This is a genomic window from Pseudomonas cichorii, from assembly GCF_018343775.1.
GTDB lineage: Bacteria > Pseudomonadota > Gammaproteobacteria > Pseudomonadales > Pseudomonadaceae > Aquipseudomonas > Aquipseudomonas cichorii.
The window spans coordinates 5,558,933-5,573,927 of record NZ_CP074349.1; the positions used below are offsets into that span (position 1 = coordinate 5,558,933).

Annotated in this window: 13 protein-coding genes; 7 read left to right on the top strand and 6 right to left on the bottom strand. The window is 59.9% G+C overall.

What is annotated here, in order from left to right; genetic code table 11:
• Window positions 1-10: 10 nt before the first annotated feature.
• From KGD89_RS23950 to pilG, 4 genes are all read right to left on the bottom strand, one after another.
• The gene (locus tag KGD89_RS23950) at window positions 11-2,053 is read right to left on the bottom strand and encodes a methyl-accepting chemotaxis protein (protein WP_025262259.1); all 2,043 of its coding nucleotides are present in this window, start codon (window positions 2,051-2,053) and stop codon (window positions 11-13) included.
• Window positions 2,054-2,131: 78 nt separating this feature from the next.
• Window positions 2,132-2,671 (bottom strand): chemotaxis protein CheW, encoded by a 540-nt coding sequence (locus tag KGD89_RS23955; protein ID WP_025262260.1) that lies wholly within the window; start codon window positions 2,669-2,671, stop codon window positions 2,132-2,134.
• Between the two features lie 14 nt (window positions 2,672-2,685).
• Window positions 2,686-3,051: a twitching motility response regulator PilH gene (gene pilH / locus KGD89_RS23960; RefSeq protein ID WP_002551739.1), complete on the bottom strand. Its 366-nt coding sequence runs from the start codon at window positions 3,049-3,051 to the stop codon at window positions 2,686-2,688.
• A gap of 42 nt (window positions 3,052-3,093) precedes the next feature.
• Window positions 3,094-3,504, bottom strand: a complete 411-nt coding sequence (gene pilG, locus KGD89_RS23965) for a twitching motility response regulator PilG (protein ID WP_025262261.1) — start codon at window positions 3,502-3,504, stop codon at window positions 3,094-3,096.
• 229 nt (window positions 3,505-3,733) lie between these two features.
• Between pilG and gshB the strand changes: the two genes are divergently transcribed.
• The 7 genes from gshB (at window position 3,734) to KGD89_RS24000 (ending at window position 9,681) form a co-directional block, all read left to right on the top strand.
• Window positions 3,734-4,687, top strand: coding sequence for a glutathione synthase (gene gshB / locus KGD89_RS23970; protein WP_025262262.1), 954 nt, complete (start codon window positions 3,734-3,736; stop codon window positions 4,685-4,687).
• A gap of 99 nt (window positions 4,688-4,786) precedes the next feature.
• On the top strand, window positions 4,787-5,689 hold the full coding sequence (locus tag KGD89_RS23975) for an energy transducer TonB (RefSeq protein ID WP_038400078.1): 903 nt from the start codon (window positions 4,787-4,789) through the stop codon (window positions 5,687-5,689).
• Between the two features lie 75 nt (window positions 5,690-5,764).
• Complete coding sequence (locus KGD89_RS23980) at window positions 5,765-6,334, top strand: YqgE/AlgH family protein (RefSeq protein WP_025262264.1); 570 nt, start codon at window positions 5,765-5,767, stop codon at window positions 6,332-6,334.
• Window positions 6,334-6,777, top strand: a complete 444-nt coding sequence (gene ruvX / locus KGD89_RS23985; RefSeq protein ID WP_025262265.1) for a Holliday junction resolvase RuvX — start codon at window positions 6,334-6,336, stop codon at window positions 6,775-6,777. Before KGD89_RS23980 ends, ruvX begins: the two co-directional genes overlap by 1 nt.
• 100 nt (window positions 6,778-6,877) lie before the next feature.
• Complete coding sequence (gene pyrR, locus KGD89_RS23990) at window positions 6,878-7,396, top strand: bifunctional pyr operon transcriptional regulator/uracil phosphoribosyltransferase PyrR (protein WP_025262266.1); 519 nt, start codon at window positions 6,878-6,880, stop codon at window positions 7,394-7,396.
• A 12-nt stretch (window positions 7,397-7,408) separates the two neighbouring features.
• On the top strand, window positions 7,409-8,413 hold the full coding sequence (locus KGD89_RS23995; RefSeq protein ID WP_025262267.1) for an aspartate carbamoyltransferase catalytic subunit: 1,005 nt from the start codon (window positions 7,409-7,411) through the stop codon (window positions 8,411-8,413).
• On the top strand, window positions 8,410-9,681 hold the full coding sequence (locus KGD89_RS24000) for a dihydroorotase (protein ID WP_025262268.1): 1,272 nt from the start codon (window positions 8,410-8,412) through the stop codon (window positions 9,679-9,681). Before KGD89_RS23995 ends, KGD89_RS24000 begins: the two co-directional genes overlap by 4 nt.
• An 80-nt stretch (window positions 9,682-9,761) precedes the next feature.
• On the opposite strand, the gene KGD89_RS24005 is transcribed toward KGD89_RS24000, so the two are convergent.
• Both KGD89_RS24005 and KGD89_RS24010 read right to left on the bottom strand, forming a co-directional pair.
• Window positions 9,762-10,148: a hypothetical protein gene (locus tag KGD89_RS24005; protein ID WP_038400081.1), complete on the bottom strand. Its 387-nt coding sequence runs from the start codon at window positions 10,146-10,148 to the stop codon at window positions 9,762-9,764.
• Window positions 10,148-14,824 carry an RHS repeat-associated core domain-containing protein gene (locus KGD89_RS24010; RefSeq protein WP_025262269.1) on the bottom strand — a complete coding sequence of 1,559 codons (4,677 nt, stop codon included), beginning with the start codon at window positions 14,822-14,824 and terminating at the stop codon, window positions 10,148-10,150. Before KGD89_RS24010 ends, KGD89_RS24005 begins: the two co-directional genes overlap by 1 nt.
• Between the last annotated feature and the right edge of the window lie 171 nt (window positions 14,825-14,995).

Below are 14,995 nucleotides of genomic sequence, written 5' to 3' on the forward strand. Positions count from 1 at the left end.
TTGCAGGGCATCATCCGATTTCTCTGGATGGCGGCAAGGTAAACCCTGACACCGAGCGGCGCATTTCACTGGCCATTTTCGCCAGGTTGCCGATGCTCTCTGCCGTCGCGGCAGTACCCGAAGTCGTTTGTGTCGAGGTTTGCTGGATCACGGTCATGGTCTGCGAAATCTGCCCGGCAGACGAGGCCTGCTGGCGAGCCGCGTCGGTGATACTTTCGATCAGTTCGGCCAACACCCTGGAAACACCTTCGATCTCTTCCAGCGCTACACCGGCATCCTGCGCCAGCCGTGCGCCGCGCACCACCTCGCTGGTGGTCTGTTCCATGGAAATGACCGCTTCATTGGTGTCGTTCTGGATGGCCCGCACCAGCATTTCGATCTGTTTGGTAGCGGACGACGAACGCTCGGCCAGACGCTGAACCTCGTCGGCAACCACCGCAAAGCCGCGCCCTGCATCACCCGCCATGGACGCCTGAATGGCAGCATTGAGGGCCAGGATATTGGTCTGGTCGGCAATGTCATCAATCAGGCTGACGATATCGCCAATTTCCTGCGAGGACTCGCCCAGGCGCTTGATGCGCTTGGAGGTGTCCTGAATCTGCTCGCGAATGTTGTCCATGCCATGGATGGTGTTGTGCACCACCTCGTTGCCCTTGTTGGCGATGGTGACCGAACGCTCTGCCACCGCCGAGGACTCCGACGCGTTGGCGGAAACCTGATCGATGGAAACCGCGATGTCGGTGATTGCCGCCGATGCGGCGCTGATCTGCAGCGCCTGATGCTCGGACGCTGCCGCCAGTTGCGTGGCGGTGGTCTGGGTATCCTGCACCGCTGCCGCGACCTGCTCGGCGGTGAGGTTGATGGTCACCACCAGTTCGCGCAATTGATCGATGGAATAGTTGATGGAGTCGGCAATCGCCCCGGTGAAGTCCTCGGTCACTGACGCAGTCACGGTCAGGTCGCCATCGGCCAGGTTCTCGATTTCATCCAGCAGCCGCATGATCGCGTTCTGGTTGCGCTCGTTCTTCTGGGCGGTTTCGCGCAACTGGCGATTGGTTTCGCGCACCATCACCAGACCGATCAGGATGATGGACATCAACGCCAGCAGGCCGAGCACGTACTCGCCGATGGAGTTGGCCGAACGGGTGGTCGCCAGGTTTTCCAGGCCACTGGCCAACACCGACGCTTTCTCCAGCAGGGTCTGCGAAGTGTTGAAAATATTGCCGGACGCTTCACGGACCTGAAACAGCTCGGAAGACGTTTCGAGGATTTCGTCGACCGAACCGGACACGAACTCGAACAATTCGGAGATTTCCGCCAGACGCGCACGGGCATCACGGTCCTCGACCTGAGCGATGCGCATGCTCGAATTACCTTCGAGCATGCCGTTGAGCACCCGTCCGAACTGGCTGGCATCACGGCCAAAGGCATCGGCGGCCTGCACGGCGGTTTCGTCACCGGACAGCACGATATTCACTGCACCGAGGATTCTTTCCGCCAAGAGGGCCTGACGTTGCGCCAGGACGACCTGACTGGCCGGAGCATGGCTCTTGAGCAGGATTTCAACGACCTTTTCGTACTCGACCTGCAATTGCGGGATGGTTTCGGACAAGGTCGCGGCCACCTGATGCAAGGACAGCACCGTCTGTTCGCTGGCCAGAATCACATCGGCACTCTTGCGCAGGTTCTCCCAGTCGTTCTGCACCGCGCGCAACTCATCCCGCACGGCCGAAGGCGCAGCCGGCAGACCGGTGGACGGATCGCCTTTCTTGAGATAGCCCCAGCGCAGGTCGAAATCGTTGCGGGCATCGGTCAGTAACTTGAACGCCTGGGCCTTGCCGGCCGCAGCTTCGGTGGCGTTCTTGGCAATACGCTGGGACAACACCCGCAGCTCACCGGCATGGCCGATGTACTGTTTGTCGTAGTTCGACTGGGTATTGAGATATGTGAAGTTGGCGAACAACAAAATGATGAAAACGATGAGCGCGACGAACAACAGAATAATCTGCGCCCGGCTCTGTGCGCCTTCCAGTGACCTGCCTGTCTTACTCATTAATCAGGCCCCCGCCTGGACCAACCGCGATTCGTGAAACAAACACGCCCGACCAGATCGGGCGGACCGACCTGCCACTTACAATGCCACGTCCATGAAATCAGGAGATTGCGTCAGCGCCCAGGGGCTGAATACCAGCCAGGCCTGTTCACGCAGAAATTGCCCGCGCAGGAACGGCACCACGGCCATGTCCGGCGCAACAAGGGTTTCGGGCATCAGGCTCAACTGACTGAAATGTTGCATACCAAAGACTTCATCCACCACCAGCCCCGCAAACACATCCTGATGCTCAACGACCAGCACCCGCCGTTGCTTGCGAACCGTGGACAGTTCGTGGCCGAAGAAACCGCACAGGTCCATGAGCGGCAACAGCCGCCCGCGCAGATTGGCCATGCCGACCACCCATGGCTTTACGCCGGGCATCACGGCATAACGTGGCTCATGCAGGATTTCGGCGATTTCGCCCATGGGCGCCACGAAGCGTTGCTCGCCCATGCGAAAGCCGATGCCGCTCCAGTCCTGCTGGTGGGTTTCCTGCAACGGCAGACCTGCCGCCAGGGAGCGACACCGCTGATCGATATCGAGCAGCAGTTCAAAGGCAGTACGTGGCTCGACCATGGAAAGCCCGGCTATCAGCCGGCCAGCACCGCGTTCAGGGTTTTCATCAGGGTTTCTTCATCCACCGGCTTGGTCAGGTAATCCCTGGCGCCCTGGCGCTTGCCCCAGACCTTGTCGGTTTCCTGATCCTTGGTGGTGATCATGATCACCGGGATCATGTTGGTGTCGGCATCCTTGGTCAGCTGGCGCGTGGCCTGAAAACCGTTGAGCCCGGGCATGACGATATCCATCAGCACGGCATCGGGTTTTTCCTGACGGGCCAGCGCAACGCCATCGGCGCCATTTTCAGCCTTCAGCACCTCATGGCCGTGCTTTTCCAGCATGCCGGTGAGTTTGTACATTTCGGTCGGCGAATCATCGACGATCAATATTCGAGCCATGGTGTTCCCCATCAGGTGCGAAGCCGCGATCAGGCGCGGGCATCACGAAATTTGTTGTTCTACCGCAACGAAACCGGGCACGTGGGCCTTGATGGCGTTCAGTAGCTCTTCCTTGCTGAAAGGCTTGGTCAGAAACTGGTCGGAACCGACGATCCTGCCCTTGGCCTTGTCGAACAATCCATCCTTGGAAGAAAGCATGATGACTGGAGTCGACTTGAAAGCCCTGTTGTTCTTGATCAGTGCACAGGTCTGATAACCGTCCAGACGTGGCATCATGATATCGACGAATATGATTCGCGGATGATTATCGGCGATCTTTGCCAACGCATCGAAACCGTCTATTGCCGTGATGACTTCACAGCCGACGTTCTTTAGCAGCGTTTCGGCGGTACGGCGAACGGTCTTCGAGTCATCGATGACCATGACCTTCAATGCTGTGGCGTACTGTTCCATATCTGTTCTTCCGTCGCCGCAGCGATTTTCTGCGTGTTCTGCGTGGCACTGGCGCCGGATCGTGGCGTTTGGCAGACCCATGGCGCAGAAGAGCGGATGTCGAGCCTTTTTAGCACACTCTCCAGACTCAATCCATAAAGCGCTGCCCCTTGACCCGAAGCAATCGGAGCGCCACCCTGACGCCTATTTCAAGGTCATCATGACCGTTATCGATCAGAGGATATTACCCATGAGCGTTCGCTTAGGGATTGTCATGGACCCCATTGAGCGCATCTCCTATAAAAAGGACAGCTCGCTGGCCATGCTGCTTGCCGCGCAGGAACGTGGCTGGTCGCTGTTCTACATGGAGCAGAAGGACCTGTACCAGAACGCTGGCCAGGCTCGCGCCCGGATGAAACCGCTGAAGGTCTTCGCCGATCCGGCCCACTGGTTTGAACTGCAGGACGAAATCGACACCGGCCTTGACGATCTGGACGTGATCCTGATGCGCAAGGACCCGCCGTTCGACATGGAATTCGTCTACACCACGTACCTGCTGGAACAGGCAGAGCGTGCAGGCGTGCTGATCGTCAACAAACCCCAGAGTCTGCGTGACTGCAACGAAAAGCTGTTCGCCACGCTGTTCCCGCAATGCACCCCGCCAACGCTCGTCAGCCGTCGCCCGGACATTCTTCGTGAATTCGCCGCGCAGCACGGCGATGTGATCCTCAAGCCGCTGGACGGCATGGGCGGCGCGTCGATCTTCCGTCATCGCGCAGGCGACCCGAACCTGTCGGTGATCCTGGAAACCCTGACGGCCCACGGCACCCAGCAGATCATGGCCCAGGGTTATCTGCCAGCAATCAAGGACGGCGACAAACGCATCCTGATGGTCGACGGCGAACCCGTGCCTTACTGCCTGGCGCGTATCCCGGCAGCGGGCGAAACCCGTGGCAACCTGGCCGCTGGAGGTCGCGGCGAAGCTCGTCCGCTGACTGAAAAGGATCGCTGGATCGCTGAGCAGATCGGCCCGACCTTGCGCGAAAAAGGCCTTATTTTTGTCGGTCTGGATGTGATTGGTGAGCATCTCACCGAAATCAACGTCACCAGCCCGACCTGCATCCGCGAAATCGACAATGCCTTCGGCACCCACATCGGCGGCTTGCTGATGGACGTGATCGAGAAGAAACTTCAGGCTCGGTAAGCGGGGTTTTCGCGAATGAATTCGCGCCTACCGTAGGAGCGAATTCATTCGCGAAGCAATAATGATGAAACGGATTTTGAACGAGACACTGAGCCGCCAATGACATCCATGGCCAGAAACGACCTGCCCCTCGAACTTTCGACAGTTGGGGTGCGTCCAGCAGATCGCCTGGGCTTCACCATGATGATCGCCGCACTTATTCATGCCGCGGTGATTCTTGGCGTCGGCTTCACCTATGTAAAACCCGAACAGATCTCCCAGACGCTGGAAATCACTCTCGCCACGTTCAAAAGCGAGGAAAAGCCCAAGCAGGCGGACTTTCTGGCTCAGGACGATCAACAGGGCAGCGGCACCCTGGACAAGGCAGAAACCCTCAAGACCACGGAAATCGCGCCCTATCAGGACACCAAGGTCAACAAGGTGACGCCACCACCGGCCAACAAGCCTGTGGAAAAACAGGAAGCACCGAAAACCGCGGTAGCCACTGTCGCCCCTTCCCCGCAGCACACGGCCACCAAGCGCGAGGAAGTCAAACCCGAACCAGCCGCCAAGGAAGCGCCCTCCTTCGACAGCTCGCAGTTGAGCAATGAAATCGCCAGCCTGGAAGCCGAACTGTCGGCCGAACAGCAGCTTTATGCCAAGCGGCCGAAGATCCATCGCCTCAATGCGGCCTCGACCATGCGCGACAAGGGCGCCTGGTACAAGGATGACTGGCGCAAGAAAGTCGAGCGGGTCGGCAACCTGAACTACCCGGAAGAAGCGCGCCGCCAGCAGATCTACGGCAACCTGCGGCTATTGGTCTCGATCAATCACGATGGCTCGCTCTATGAAGTGCTGGTGCTGGAGTCCTCGGGCCACCCACTGCTGGATCAGGCCGCACAGCGAATTGTACGTCTGGCAGCGCCATTTTCGCCGTTCACCGGCGATCTGGCCGACATCGATCGGCTGGAAATCATCCGCACCTGGAAGTTTGCACGGGGTGACAAGCTGTCCAGTAACTGACCGTTTCTTCACAAATCGCAAGGCTGCCATAACTGACAGTTGTCAGGTCTGCCCGGCAGCGCCACACTAAGGCTCATGAAAAAACTATCCCCGAGCTATCTCAAGCATCAGTTCCTGATCGCCATGCCCCACATGCACGATCAGAACTTCGCGCAAACCTTGACGTATATCGTCGAGCACAACGCCAATGGTGCAATGGGTCTGGTGATAAACCGCCCGCAAAGCCTGAGTCTTGCCGATGTGCTTGAACAGTTACGCCCGGAGCTGCCCGCTCCCGTGCGCTGCCAGCACATCCCCATTCATTCCGGTGGCCCGGTACAGACCGACCGCGGGTTCGTGCTGCACCCAAGTGGCCAGATATTTCAGGCAACGGTCGAGCTGGGTGGCGTCTCGCTGTCCACCTCGCAGGACGTACTGTTTTCCATCGCGGACGGCTACGGCCCTGATCAAAATGTGATCGCCCTGGGCTACGCCGGCTGGGACGCGGGCCAACTGGATGCCGAAATGGCTGCCAATGCCTGGCTGACCTGCCCTTTCGACCCGGCCATCCTGTTCGAGACCGACAGCGAACTGCGGCTCGACGCTGCGGCAGCGCGCCTGGGGATCAATCTGAATCTGCTCTCGACCCAGGCAGGTCACGCCTGATGGCTGCATTGCGCCTGCTCCTGGGTTTCGATTACGGCACCAAACAGATCGGCATTGCGGTCGGCCAGGCCATTACCGGCCAGGCCCGAGAGCTGTGCACGCTCAAGGCACAGAACGGCGTCCCGGACTGGGACAAGGTTCAGGCGCTGATTACCGAGTGGAAACCCGATGCCATCGTGGTCGGCCTGCCGCTGAACATGGACGGTACGCCCAGTGAGATGAGCGCCCGGGCCGAAAAGTTCTCGCGCAAGCTCAATGGCCGCTTCAACATTCCGGTCTATACCCACGATGAACGCCTGACCACCTTTGAAGCCAAGGGCGAACGCATGGCCCGTGGCGGTCAGCGGGGCAGCAGCTATCGTGACAACCCCGTGGATGCCATCGCCGCCGCGCTCTTGCTGCAAGGCTGGCTGGATGCCCATCCCGAGTTGTTGAATGCGTGACTTTTCGGGCCAGAACAGCTTCGAGATACCCGGATTTCAAGTTTCCGCCTGAGCAGCCAGCCCCATGGGCGGTGCCCGGCCCTTTGATCAAGGAGCAATCATGAGCTTGCCCAACCCCAGCGATCTGATTCGTCAGATGGCTACCGACCTGAGCGCTCACCTGAGCAAGCGCGGCATCAACGACCCTCGTTTCATCGGCATCCGCACCGGCGGTGTATGGGTGGCGCAGGCGCTGCTAAAGGCTATGGAAAACGACGCGCCCCTCGGCACACTGGATGTGTCCTTCTATCGCGACGACTTCAGCCAGAACGGCCTTCATCCTCAGGTTCGTCCCTCGGAGCTGCCGTTCGAGATCGAAGGCCAGCACCTGGTCCTGATCGATGACGTGCTCATGAGCGGGCGCACCATTCGTGCAGCCCTCAACGAACTGTTCGATTACGGACGACCAGCCAGTGTCACGCTGGTCTGCCTGCTGGACCTGGACGCCGGTGAACTGCCGATTCGCCCCAACGTGGTGGGCGCATCGCTGCCCCTGGCACCCGACGAGCGCGTCAAGCTGACCGGCCCCGAGCCGCTGGCGCTCGAGCTTCAAGACCTTTCCACCGCTTCAGCCCTTTAAGAGTCCCTTGCGATGACGCCTCTCGACGCCAAGCGCCCGCTGCAACTCAACCATCAGGGTCAGCTGCGCCATTTTCTGTCTCTGGACGGCTTGCCCCGCGAACTGCTTACCGAAATCCTCGACACGGCTGACTCCTTCCTTGAAGTCGGCGCCCGTGCGGTGAAGAAAGTCCCGCTGTTGCGTGGCAAGACCGTCTGCAACGTGTTCTTCGAGAACTCGACCCGCACGCGGACCACCTTTGAACTCGCCGCCCAGCGGCTGTCGGCGGACGTCATCACCCTCAACGTTTCGACGTCCTCCACCAGCAAGGGCGAGACGCTGTTCGACACCCTGCGCAACCTGGAAGCCATGGCTGCCGACATGTTTGTCGTCCGCCACGCCGACTCCGGCGCAGCCCACTTCATTGCCGAGCACGTATGCCCGGAAGTGGCGATCATCAACGGCGGCGACGGCCGTCACGCGCACCCGACCCAAGGCATGCTCGACATGCTGACGATCCGTCGTCACAAGGGCAGCTTCGAGAACCTGTCGGTGGCCATCGTCGGCGACATCCTGCACTCGCGCGTGGCGCGCTCCAACATGCTGGCCCTCAAGGCACTGGGTTGCCCGGACATTCGCGTCATCGGACCGAAAACCTTGCTGCCCATCGGCATTGAGCAATACGGGGTCAAGGTTTACACCGACATGACCGAAGGCCTGAAGGATGTGGACGTGGTCATCATGCTGCGCCTGCAACGCGAACGCATGACCGGCGGCCTGCTGCCCAGCGAAGGCGAGTTCTACCGTCTGTTCGGCCTGACCACTGCACGTCTGGCGGGCGCCAAGCCTGATGCCATCGTCATGCACCCAGGCCCCATCAACCGGGGCGTGGAAATCGAATCGGCCGTGGCCGACGGCGCGCACTCGGTCATTCTCAATCAAGTGACCTACGGGATCGCCGTGCGCATGGCCGTACTGTCCATGGCCATGAGCGGACAAACCGCACAACGACAATTCGAGCAGGAGAACGCCCTGTGAAGCTCAGCATTCTCGGCGCTCGCGTCATCGATCCGGTCAGTGGGCTGGATAAAGTCACGGACCTGCACCTTGAAGCGGGCAAGATCCTCGCCATCGGCGCTGCACCCGCAGGCTTCGAGCCCAGCCAGACCATCGACGCCAACGGCCTTGTCGCCGCACCCGGCCTCGTTGACCTCAATGTTTCCCTGCGCGAACCGGGTTACAGCCGCAAAGGCACCATCGCCAGCGAAACACGCGCCGCAACGGCAGGTGGCGTCACCAGCCTGTGCTGCCCGCCACGCACCAAGCCGGTACTCGACACCTCGGCGGTCGCCGAACTGATCCTGGACCGCGCCCGCGAGGCCGGATACAGCAAGGTCTTCCCTATCGGCGCCTTGAGCAAAGGGCTGGAAGGCGAGCAACTGGCAGAACTGATTGCCCTGCGCGACGCCGGTTGCGTGGCGTTCGGCAATGGCTTGAGCAGCTTCAGCAATACCCGCACCCTCTGCCGGGCGCTGGAATATGCGGCGACTTTCGACCTGACGGTGATTTTCAACTCTCAGGATCGTGACCTGGCTGAAGGCGGCCTGGCCCATGAAGGCCCGACTGCCAGCTTCCTTGGCTTGGCCGGCATCCCGGAAACAGCGGAAACCGTGGCACTGGCCCGGGACCTGCTGCTGGTGGAACAAAGCGGCGTGCGTGCGCACTTCAGCCAGTTGACCAGCGCCCGTGGCGCAGCCCTGATCGCCCAGGCGCAAGCCCGCGGCCTGCCGGTGACCGCCGATGTGGCCTTGTATCAGTTGATCCTGACCGACGAAGCCCTGATCGACTTCTCCAGCCTGTATCACGTCCAGCCGCCACTGCGCACCCGCGCCGACCGCGACGGCCTGCGTGAAGCCGTGAAATCCGGTGTGATCCAGGCCATCTCCAGCCATCACCAGCCACATGAACGTGATGCCAAGCTGGCACCGTTTGGCGCGACCGAGCCGGGCATCAGCAGTGTCGAGCTGTTGCTGCCACTGGCGATGACGCTGGTTGAAGATGGCTTGCTCGACCTGCCGACCCTGATCGCCCGCCTGAGCTCAGGCCCTGCAGCCGCCTTGCGCCTGCCAGCCGGGCAATTGAGCGCAGGCTCGGCGGCTGATCTGGTGCTGTTCGACCCGGCAGCCTCGACGGTTGCCGGCGAGAAGTGGCTGTCCAAAGGCGATAACTGCCCGTTCCTGGGGCATTGCCTGCCGGGTGCCGTGCGTTACACGCTGGTGGACGGGCGGATCAGTTATAGCGCCTGACCCAATGGAAGGGGAGCCGGTTTTGGAGATAACCGGTTTCCTCTCGCATTTTTGCCTACGCCGCATAATTCCGAAAAATTTTACAATCTTTTCCTCGCAGCCTCCGCAATCATCTCGTCCTCATCTGAAGCAAGCGCGATTAAAATATCCTTGGGCACTTTGGGGTTACAGGCAATTCTATGTCTGACAATGACCTCTTTATCGCTCGCTAATCGCTCAAAAATAGATCTATTTATACGTCGCTTCATTGCCACATCCCAACGAACATCAACATCATCACTAACCGAAAGTCTCTCCAACACATTCAATGAAATTGAAGCGTTTGCAGTGACGACACGAGAGAGCTCAGGATATTTTGAAAGCACGTCAAACCAAACCTCATCGGAGGCCGACTCATTAATCTTTTCATTTTCAATCTCATCCTCGCTTTCCGCGTAACGCTTGAACTCCTCAGCACTAGTAATCATCAATTTCCTCCTCGAGCGTCTCGGCACTTCATGCGTTTCATCGACATAATTTTTCCAGTGTCACCCTTGTGCTTACCTGTGATGAAATCACCATAGATATCAGCATCGTGCTGATGCACTAGATCGGTACGCTCCTGTGCCATCACCTTCCATGCAGAGCTACCATGCCCCTCTGTATCGGCAGACCACCACAACTCCGTTTTAGGATCGCGATAGTATTTAACGTATGTACCATTCAAATTGCCTTCGCATACTCGATCGAATCGATTAACCTCCCACTTTTTCCTGCATGGGCAATTCGAGTTTTGGTTAGGCTTACTTGAGGCTTGCTTTCTTCCCGCAGTACCAGATGCTTTAGCAAGACCCAACGGGTCAATCCACTCAACAGGGTTTGGAGCGTACGCAAAGAAGTTGATACCTCCGGCGAGTTCAATCGGATCCTTACTAACAAACCGCCCTACCCTCGGATCATAGTACCGGTATCGGTTGTAATGCAGCCCCGTCTCATGATCGTGGTACTGGCCCTGGAAGCGGATCGGGTTGGTCAGGCCGAGCTGTTGGGCTGAGGCCGAGCGTTGTTCCTTGATTTCACCCCATGCCTTGTACTGTGCGCTCCAGGCGATGTTGCCGTTCTGGTCGGTCAGCTCCTGTGGCGTGCCCAGGTGGTCGCACTGGTACCAGGCCAGGGCGTCGAAGGGTTGGGCTTTTGGCCTGTGGTGCCACAGTGGGTCTTCGTCGAAGTTGTAGGGGCCGCTGTAGTCGGGCTGGTCGAGCAGGTTGATCGGGCTTTGGCGCAGGGCCTGGGCCACGGGCACGAAGCTGCCGGGTTCGTACAGGTAGTGCACGGTGCGGCCGGTGCCGCTTTCGTGCTGTGCCGGGCTGCTTTCCCAGGCGAGGGTGTCGCCGTCCCAGCCGTAGAGGGTGAAACCGCAGCCCAGTTCGCGTTGCTTGCGGGCGTGTTCGTTGCAGTTCCATTGCGAGCCCGCTTCGGGGCGGTGTTGGGTGTGCGCAGTCGAGTGCTTGTACAGACGGCGACCCAGGGCGTCGTAGGCGTAGTCCACTGCCAGGCGCGCATCGTCGAAATGCACCAGCCGGTCGAACAGGTCCCAGGTCAGGCGGCTGTAGGCACCGTTGTGCCAGCGCAGTACCTGATTGCCGCGCTCGTCGTAGTCGTAATGAGTGCCGGCGTATTCGCGCAGCAGGTTATCCAGCAACTGGCTGCGCTTGGGGTCCTGGTCCAGCGGGCGGCGGATTTCGTTGACGGTGTCGTCCAGCAGGTTGCCTGCCGGGTCGAAGGCAAAGGTTTCCACGCCCAACCGGCTGGTGGCGCTGAGCAGACGGCCTACCGGGTCGTAACGATAGGCCAGCGGGCCACGGCGGCTGTCGTTGATATCGGTCAACTGGCCGGCGGCGTCGTATTGATACTCGCGCTTGAGCAGGGTGGATTTGTCGTCGGAGCGGCCCAGCAGTTGTTCCTGCAAGCGTCCGGCCGGGTCCCAGCTCTGGGTTTGCAGCAGGCGGTTGCCTTGGTGACGGGCAATCTCGCGGTGCAGGTCGTCGCGTTCGTAGCCGATCAGGTCGTGATCGTCCAGACGCATCCCCAGCAAATGGCCGCTGCCATAGGTCAGCCAGCTGACCCGGTGCCCGTCCGGGCGGGTGGTGGCGATGCGCTGGTTGAGCACATCGTATTCATGCTGCCAGACCGCGACCTGCGGTTTATCCAGGCCCAGATAGTGCTGATGCTCGCGCAGCAGGTTGCCCGCCGGGTCGTGGAACCATTGCAGGCGGCTGTCGGGGTTATCGGCAAGGATCAGGTTGCCGTTGCCGTCGTAGGCAAAGGTTTCGGTCTGGGTCTTTTCGCCCAGGCGCGCCGTGCGTTCGATCAGGCGACCCATGGGGTCGAAGCTCAGGTCGATGGCCCGTTCGCCATTGACGGTGCGAGCCAGACGGCCGGTGTCCGGGTCGTACTGATAGCGGGTGACCCGGCCATCGAAACCGGACTCGTCCAGCAAACGGCCTACAGGGTCGTAGTGGAAGTGGGCGCGGCGCTCGTTTTCGTTTTCCAGGGTGGTCAGGCGACCCAGCAGGTCCCAGCGGTAGCGCAGGGTCTGTTCGGCAGCATCGATGCGTTCGGCAATCAGGCCCGCTGCGCTGTAACTCCAGGTGGTGCAGCGTTCCAGGGCATCGGTGTGGGCCAGCAGTCGACCTTCGGCATCGCGCTCGAAACGTTCTTCGGTCTTGTCCGGGTGAATGATCAGCGCCAGGTGCCCGGCCTTGTACTGGTACTCGGTGGTGTTACCCGCGGCATCGGTGAAGCTGACCATCTGCCCCAGGTCGTTGTATTTCCAGGCGCTGCTCTTGCCGGAGCAGTCGGTGTATTCGACGAGTTGCCCGGCGTCGTTGTAGGCCAGAACCTTTTCATTGCCGTGGGCGTCCTTGATGGCCGTGGGCAGACCTGCGTCGTTGTAGGCATATTCGGTCTTGTTGCCCAGCGGGTCGATGGCTTCGACCAGATTGCCGTGATCATCGTAACCGCGCTGCCACTGCCCGCCTTCGGCGTCGCTGATCTTGATCAACTGGTCCTGATCGTCGTAGGCGTAGTGCACCACGGTGTCGTCGGCGCGGATATGTTGCAGCAGGTTGCTGCGCTCGTCGTAGCGATAGCGGTCGGTGCTGCCGTCAGCGTGCACATGGCGCACGACGTTCTTGGCCTCGTCACGGAACAGCCATTCCGAGCGCCCGTCGGCGTGGCGGATGCGGTAGGTGTAGCCCTTGATGTCGTAGTAGTGCCAGGTTTCATGGCCCAAGGCATCGGTGACGTAGGTCAGGCGGATGTTTTCGTCCCACTCCAGGCGGGTGTCGAAACTGCCGTCGTCGGCCCATTCGCGCACGGCTCGGGCGTCGGCACCGCTGCCGTCCCATTGCAGGTTCATGCCGCGGCCGGTGCGGTCGGTGTAGCGGATGATCAGGTGCGATTGGTAGTGATACTGCCAGGCGGCACCGTTTTCATCCTGCGCCTGAACCAGATCGCCATCAGCGTCGTACTGGTAGCGACACAGCTGGCGCAGCGGCGTGCCGTCCTTGATTTCCCACAACCCGATCAGGCGGCCATGCTCGTCGAGCATTGTGCCGACGTGCAAGTGCACCTTGCTGATGTCACCACCCTGATAGGTCAGGATGTCGGACAGCACGCTGGAGTCGCCATGGCGATGCTCGTAATGCAGCATCACCCCGGCACCGTTGCGCAGTTCGACGCGGGTGAGGCGGTACTGGCTGCCGTGGCGCAGGTAGGTTTCCTTGCGTTCCAAGCCGCGACACAGCACCAGTTGCTCTTCACTAGCCCGTACCAGGGTGACGTTTTCGATGGCGTCGTAATGGAACAAGCCCACCGCAGGCAGCGGGCAGGCATGGCTGCGGCCATCGGCGTCGTGGAACATCAGCCCGTCATCGATCCGGTCAAAGCGGGTGGTGAGTTCGCTGATCCAGCGTGCGCCCATGATGCCCTGATCGTAGGCCGACAAACGCGAGTTATAGAGGCGCGCCCAGTGAATCGGAAAGGGACCGGGCAGGCTGAAGTCGGTGTGGCTGAAGGTTTCGGAGCCGAGGGCGAAGCTGATGCTGTTGCAGGTGGTAGAGCAAACCTCGTTTTTCTCTGGATTGGGAGCGCTGCCAGCTTGCGCCTGCCTGTTGACCACCCCCGCCTGCCCCTCAGGTAACTGTTGACGTGACTCGCTGACGCTTGTGCTTTTGACATTAGCGCTTTGCCCATGGGCCTTGCGCTTGCGAAAGGCCTGTACCGCAATCGACAGGTTATTCAGCAGCCAACCAATTGAATGCTGTGTGCTCACATCGCCCAGCTTGCTCAACTGGGTACGAATCTCCGGGGCCATGGCACGCAGGGAGGATGTGTGCGTAAGGACCCGTTTTTTAGCGTCCTCGGGCAACAGATTGTTCGCGGCACTGTTGGCCATGCCCTTGGCAACGGATTTATAGGCACTTGCCATAGCACCGAAAACATTGCTGAAAGCGGCCTTGGGGTCGTTGAGCACCTGACTGGCCGCCGCGCTGGCTTGCTGACGAGCAGCAAGGCGATCACCTTTGGTATCCAGCTTGCCGTTGACCAGTGCCTCAAGGCCGTCGGCAATTTCGCCTACAACCTTGGCTCCTAACTCACCCGCATCACTCAAGATGCCCGCCAACTTGGACTGTGCCTGCGTCACAAAGTCATCAAGGGTGCCGACAATCGTGGCATTCAAATGCCCGATGATCACTTCGATAAGCGAGTCACCCAGTAGGGTCTTGGCACTGTTACGCAGTTCCTGACGTACCAGAAACAGGGTCGGGCGCAGACTCATGCGCGCCGCAGCCATGTTCGGAGGTGCGGGCAGTACGCCGATCAGATTGATACCCAGACTGGCCCACATGAAAAAATCGCGCTGCTTGCTCTGGCTCAGGGTGACGATATCGCCCAGCGCGTCCACCAGCGCCATGATATTCCCCACCACTGGCAATGAACCTGCCACGGTTTTGAGCCCTTCGAGGGTAACGGTTCCGCCGCTGATGGACTGCAACCAGGCGTCGAAAACTGCAGCCCCTGTCCCGACATCCTTGACATCAATGGTATTAAGCGGTGCCACCGCCACCTGCGCTTCACGCTTTTGAGCAGCCTCAGTCATGGCAGCATCTTCCCCGCCAGGAGATCAAAAGAAGGCCGTTTGAGAGGGACAAGAAACTCAAGACCGTTCAGACCTGAACGAGGGGCGTGGATGCGCTTTGCCATAAGGACTCTCCTTGATCAAATGGCGGGACCAGGCAGTAAAAAGACCGGTCGAACTGCAAAGAATTAA

Excerpts from the sequence above, each read along its gene's own strand:
- KGD89_RS23950 (WP_025262259.1), bottom strand. The coding sequence starts at position 2,053 with ATGAGTAAGACAGGCAGGTCACTGGAAGGCGCACAGAGCCGGGCGCAG.
- KGD89_RS23955 (WP_025262260.1), bottom strand. The coding sequence starts at position 2,671 with ATGGTCGAGCCACGTACTGCCTTTGAACTGCTGCTCGATATCGATCAG.
- pilH (WP_002551739.1), bottom strand. The coding sequence starts at position 3,051 with ATGGCTCGAATATTGATCGTCGATGATTCGCCGACCGAAATGTACAAA.
- pilG (WP_025262261.1), bottom strand. The coding sequence starts at position 3,504 with ATGGAACAGTACGCCACAGCATTGAAGGTCATGGTCATCGATGACTCG.
- gshB (WP_025262262.1), top strand. The coding sequence starts at position 3,734 with ATGAGCGTTCGCTTAGGGATTGTCATGGACCCCATTGAGCGCATCTCC.
- KGD89_RS23975 (WP_038400078.1), top strand. The coding sequence starts at position 4,787 with ATGACATCCATGGCCAGAAACGACCTGCCCCTCGAACTTTCGACAGTT.
- KGD89_RS23980 (WP_025262264.1), top strand. The coding sequence starts at position 5,765 with ATGAAAAAACTATCCCCGAGCTATCTCAAGCATCAGTTCCTGATCGCC.
- ruvX (WP_025262265.1), top strand. The coding sequence starts at position 6,334 with ATGGCTGCATTGCGCCTGCTCCTGGGTTTCGATTACGGCACCAAACAG.
- pyrR (WP_025262266.1), top strand. The coding sequence starts at position 6,878 with ATGAGCTTGCCCAACCCCAGCGATCTGATTCGTCAGATGGCTACCGAC.
- KGD89_RS23995 (WP_025262267.1), top strand. The coding sequence starts at position 7,409 with ATGACGCCTCTCGACGCCAAGCGCCCGCTGCAACTCAACCATCAGGGT.
- KGD89_RS24005 (WP_038400081.1), bottom strand. The coding sequence starts at position 10,148 with ATGATTACTAGTGCTGAGGAGTTCAAGCGTTACGCGGAAAGCGAGGAT.
- KGD89_RS24010 (WP_025262269.1), bottom strand. The coding sequence starts at position 14,824 with ATGACTGAGGCTGCTCAAAAGCGTGAAGCGCAGGTGGCGGTGGCACCG.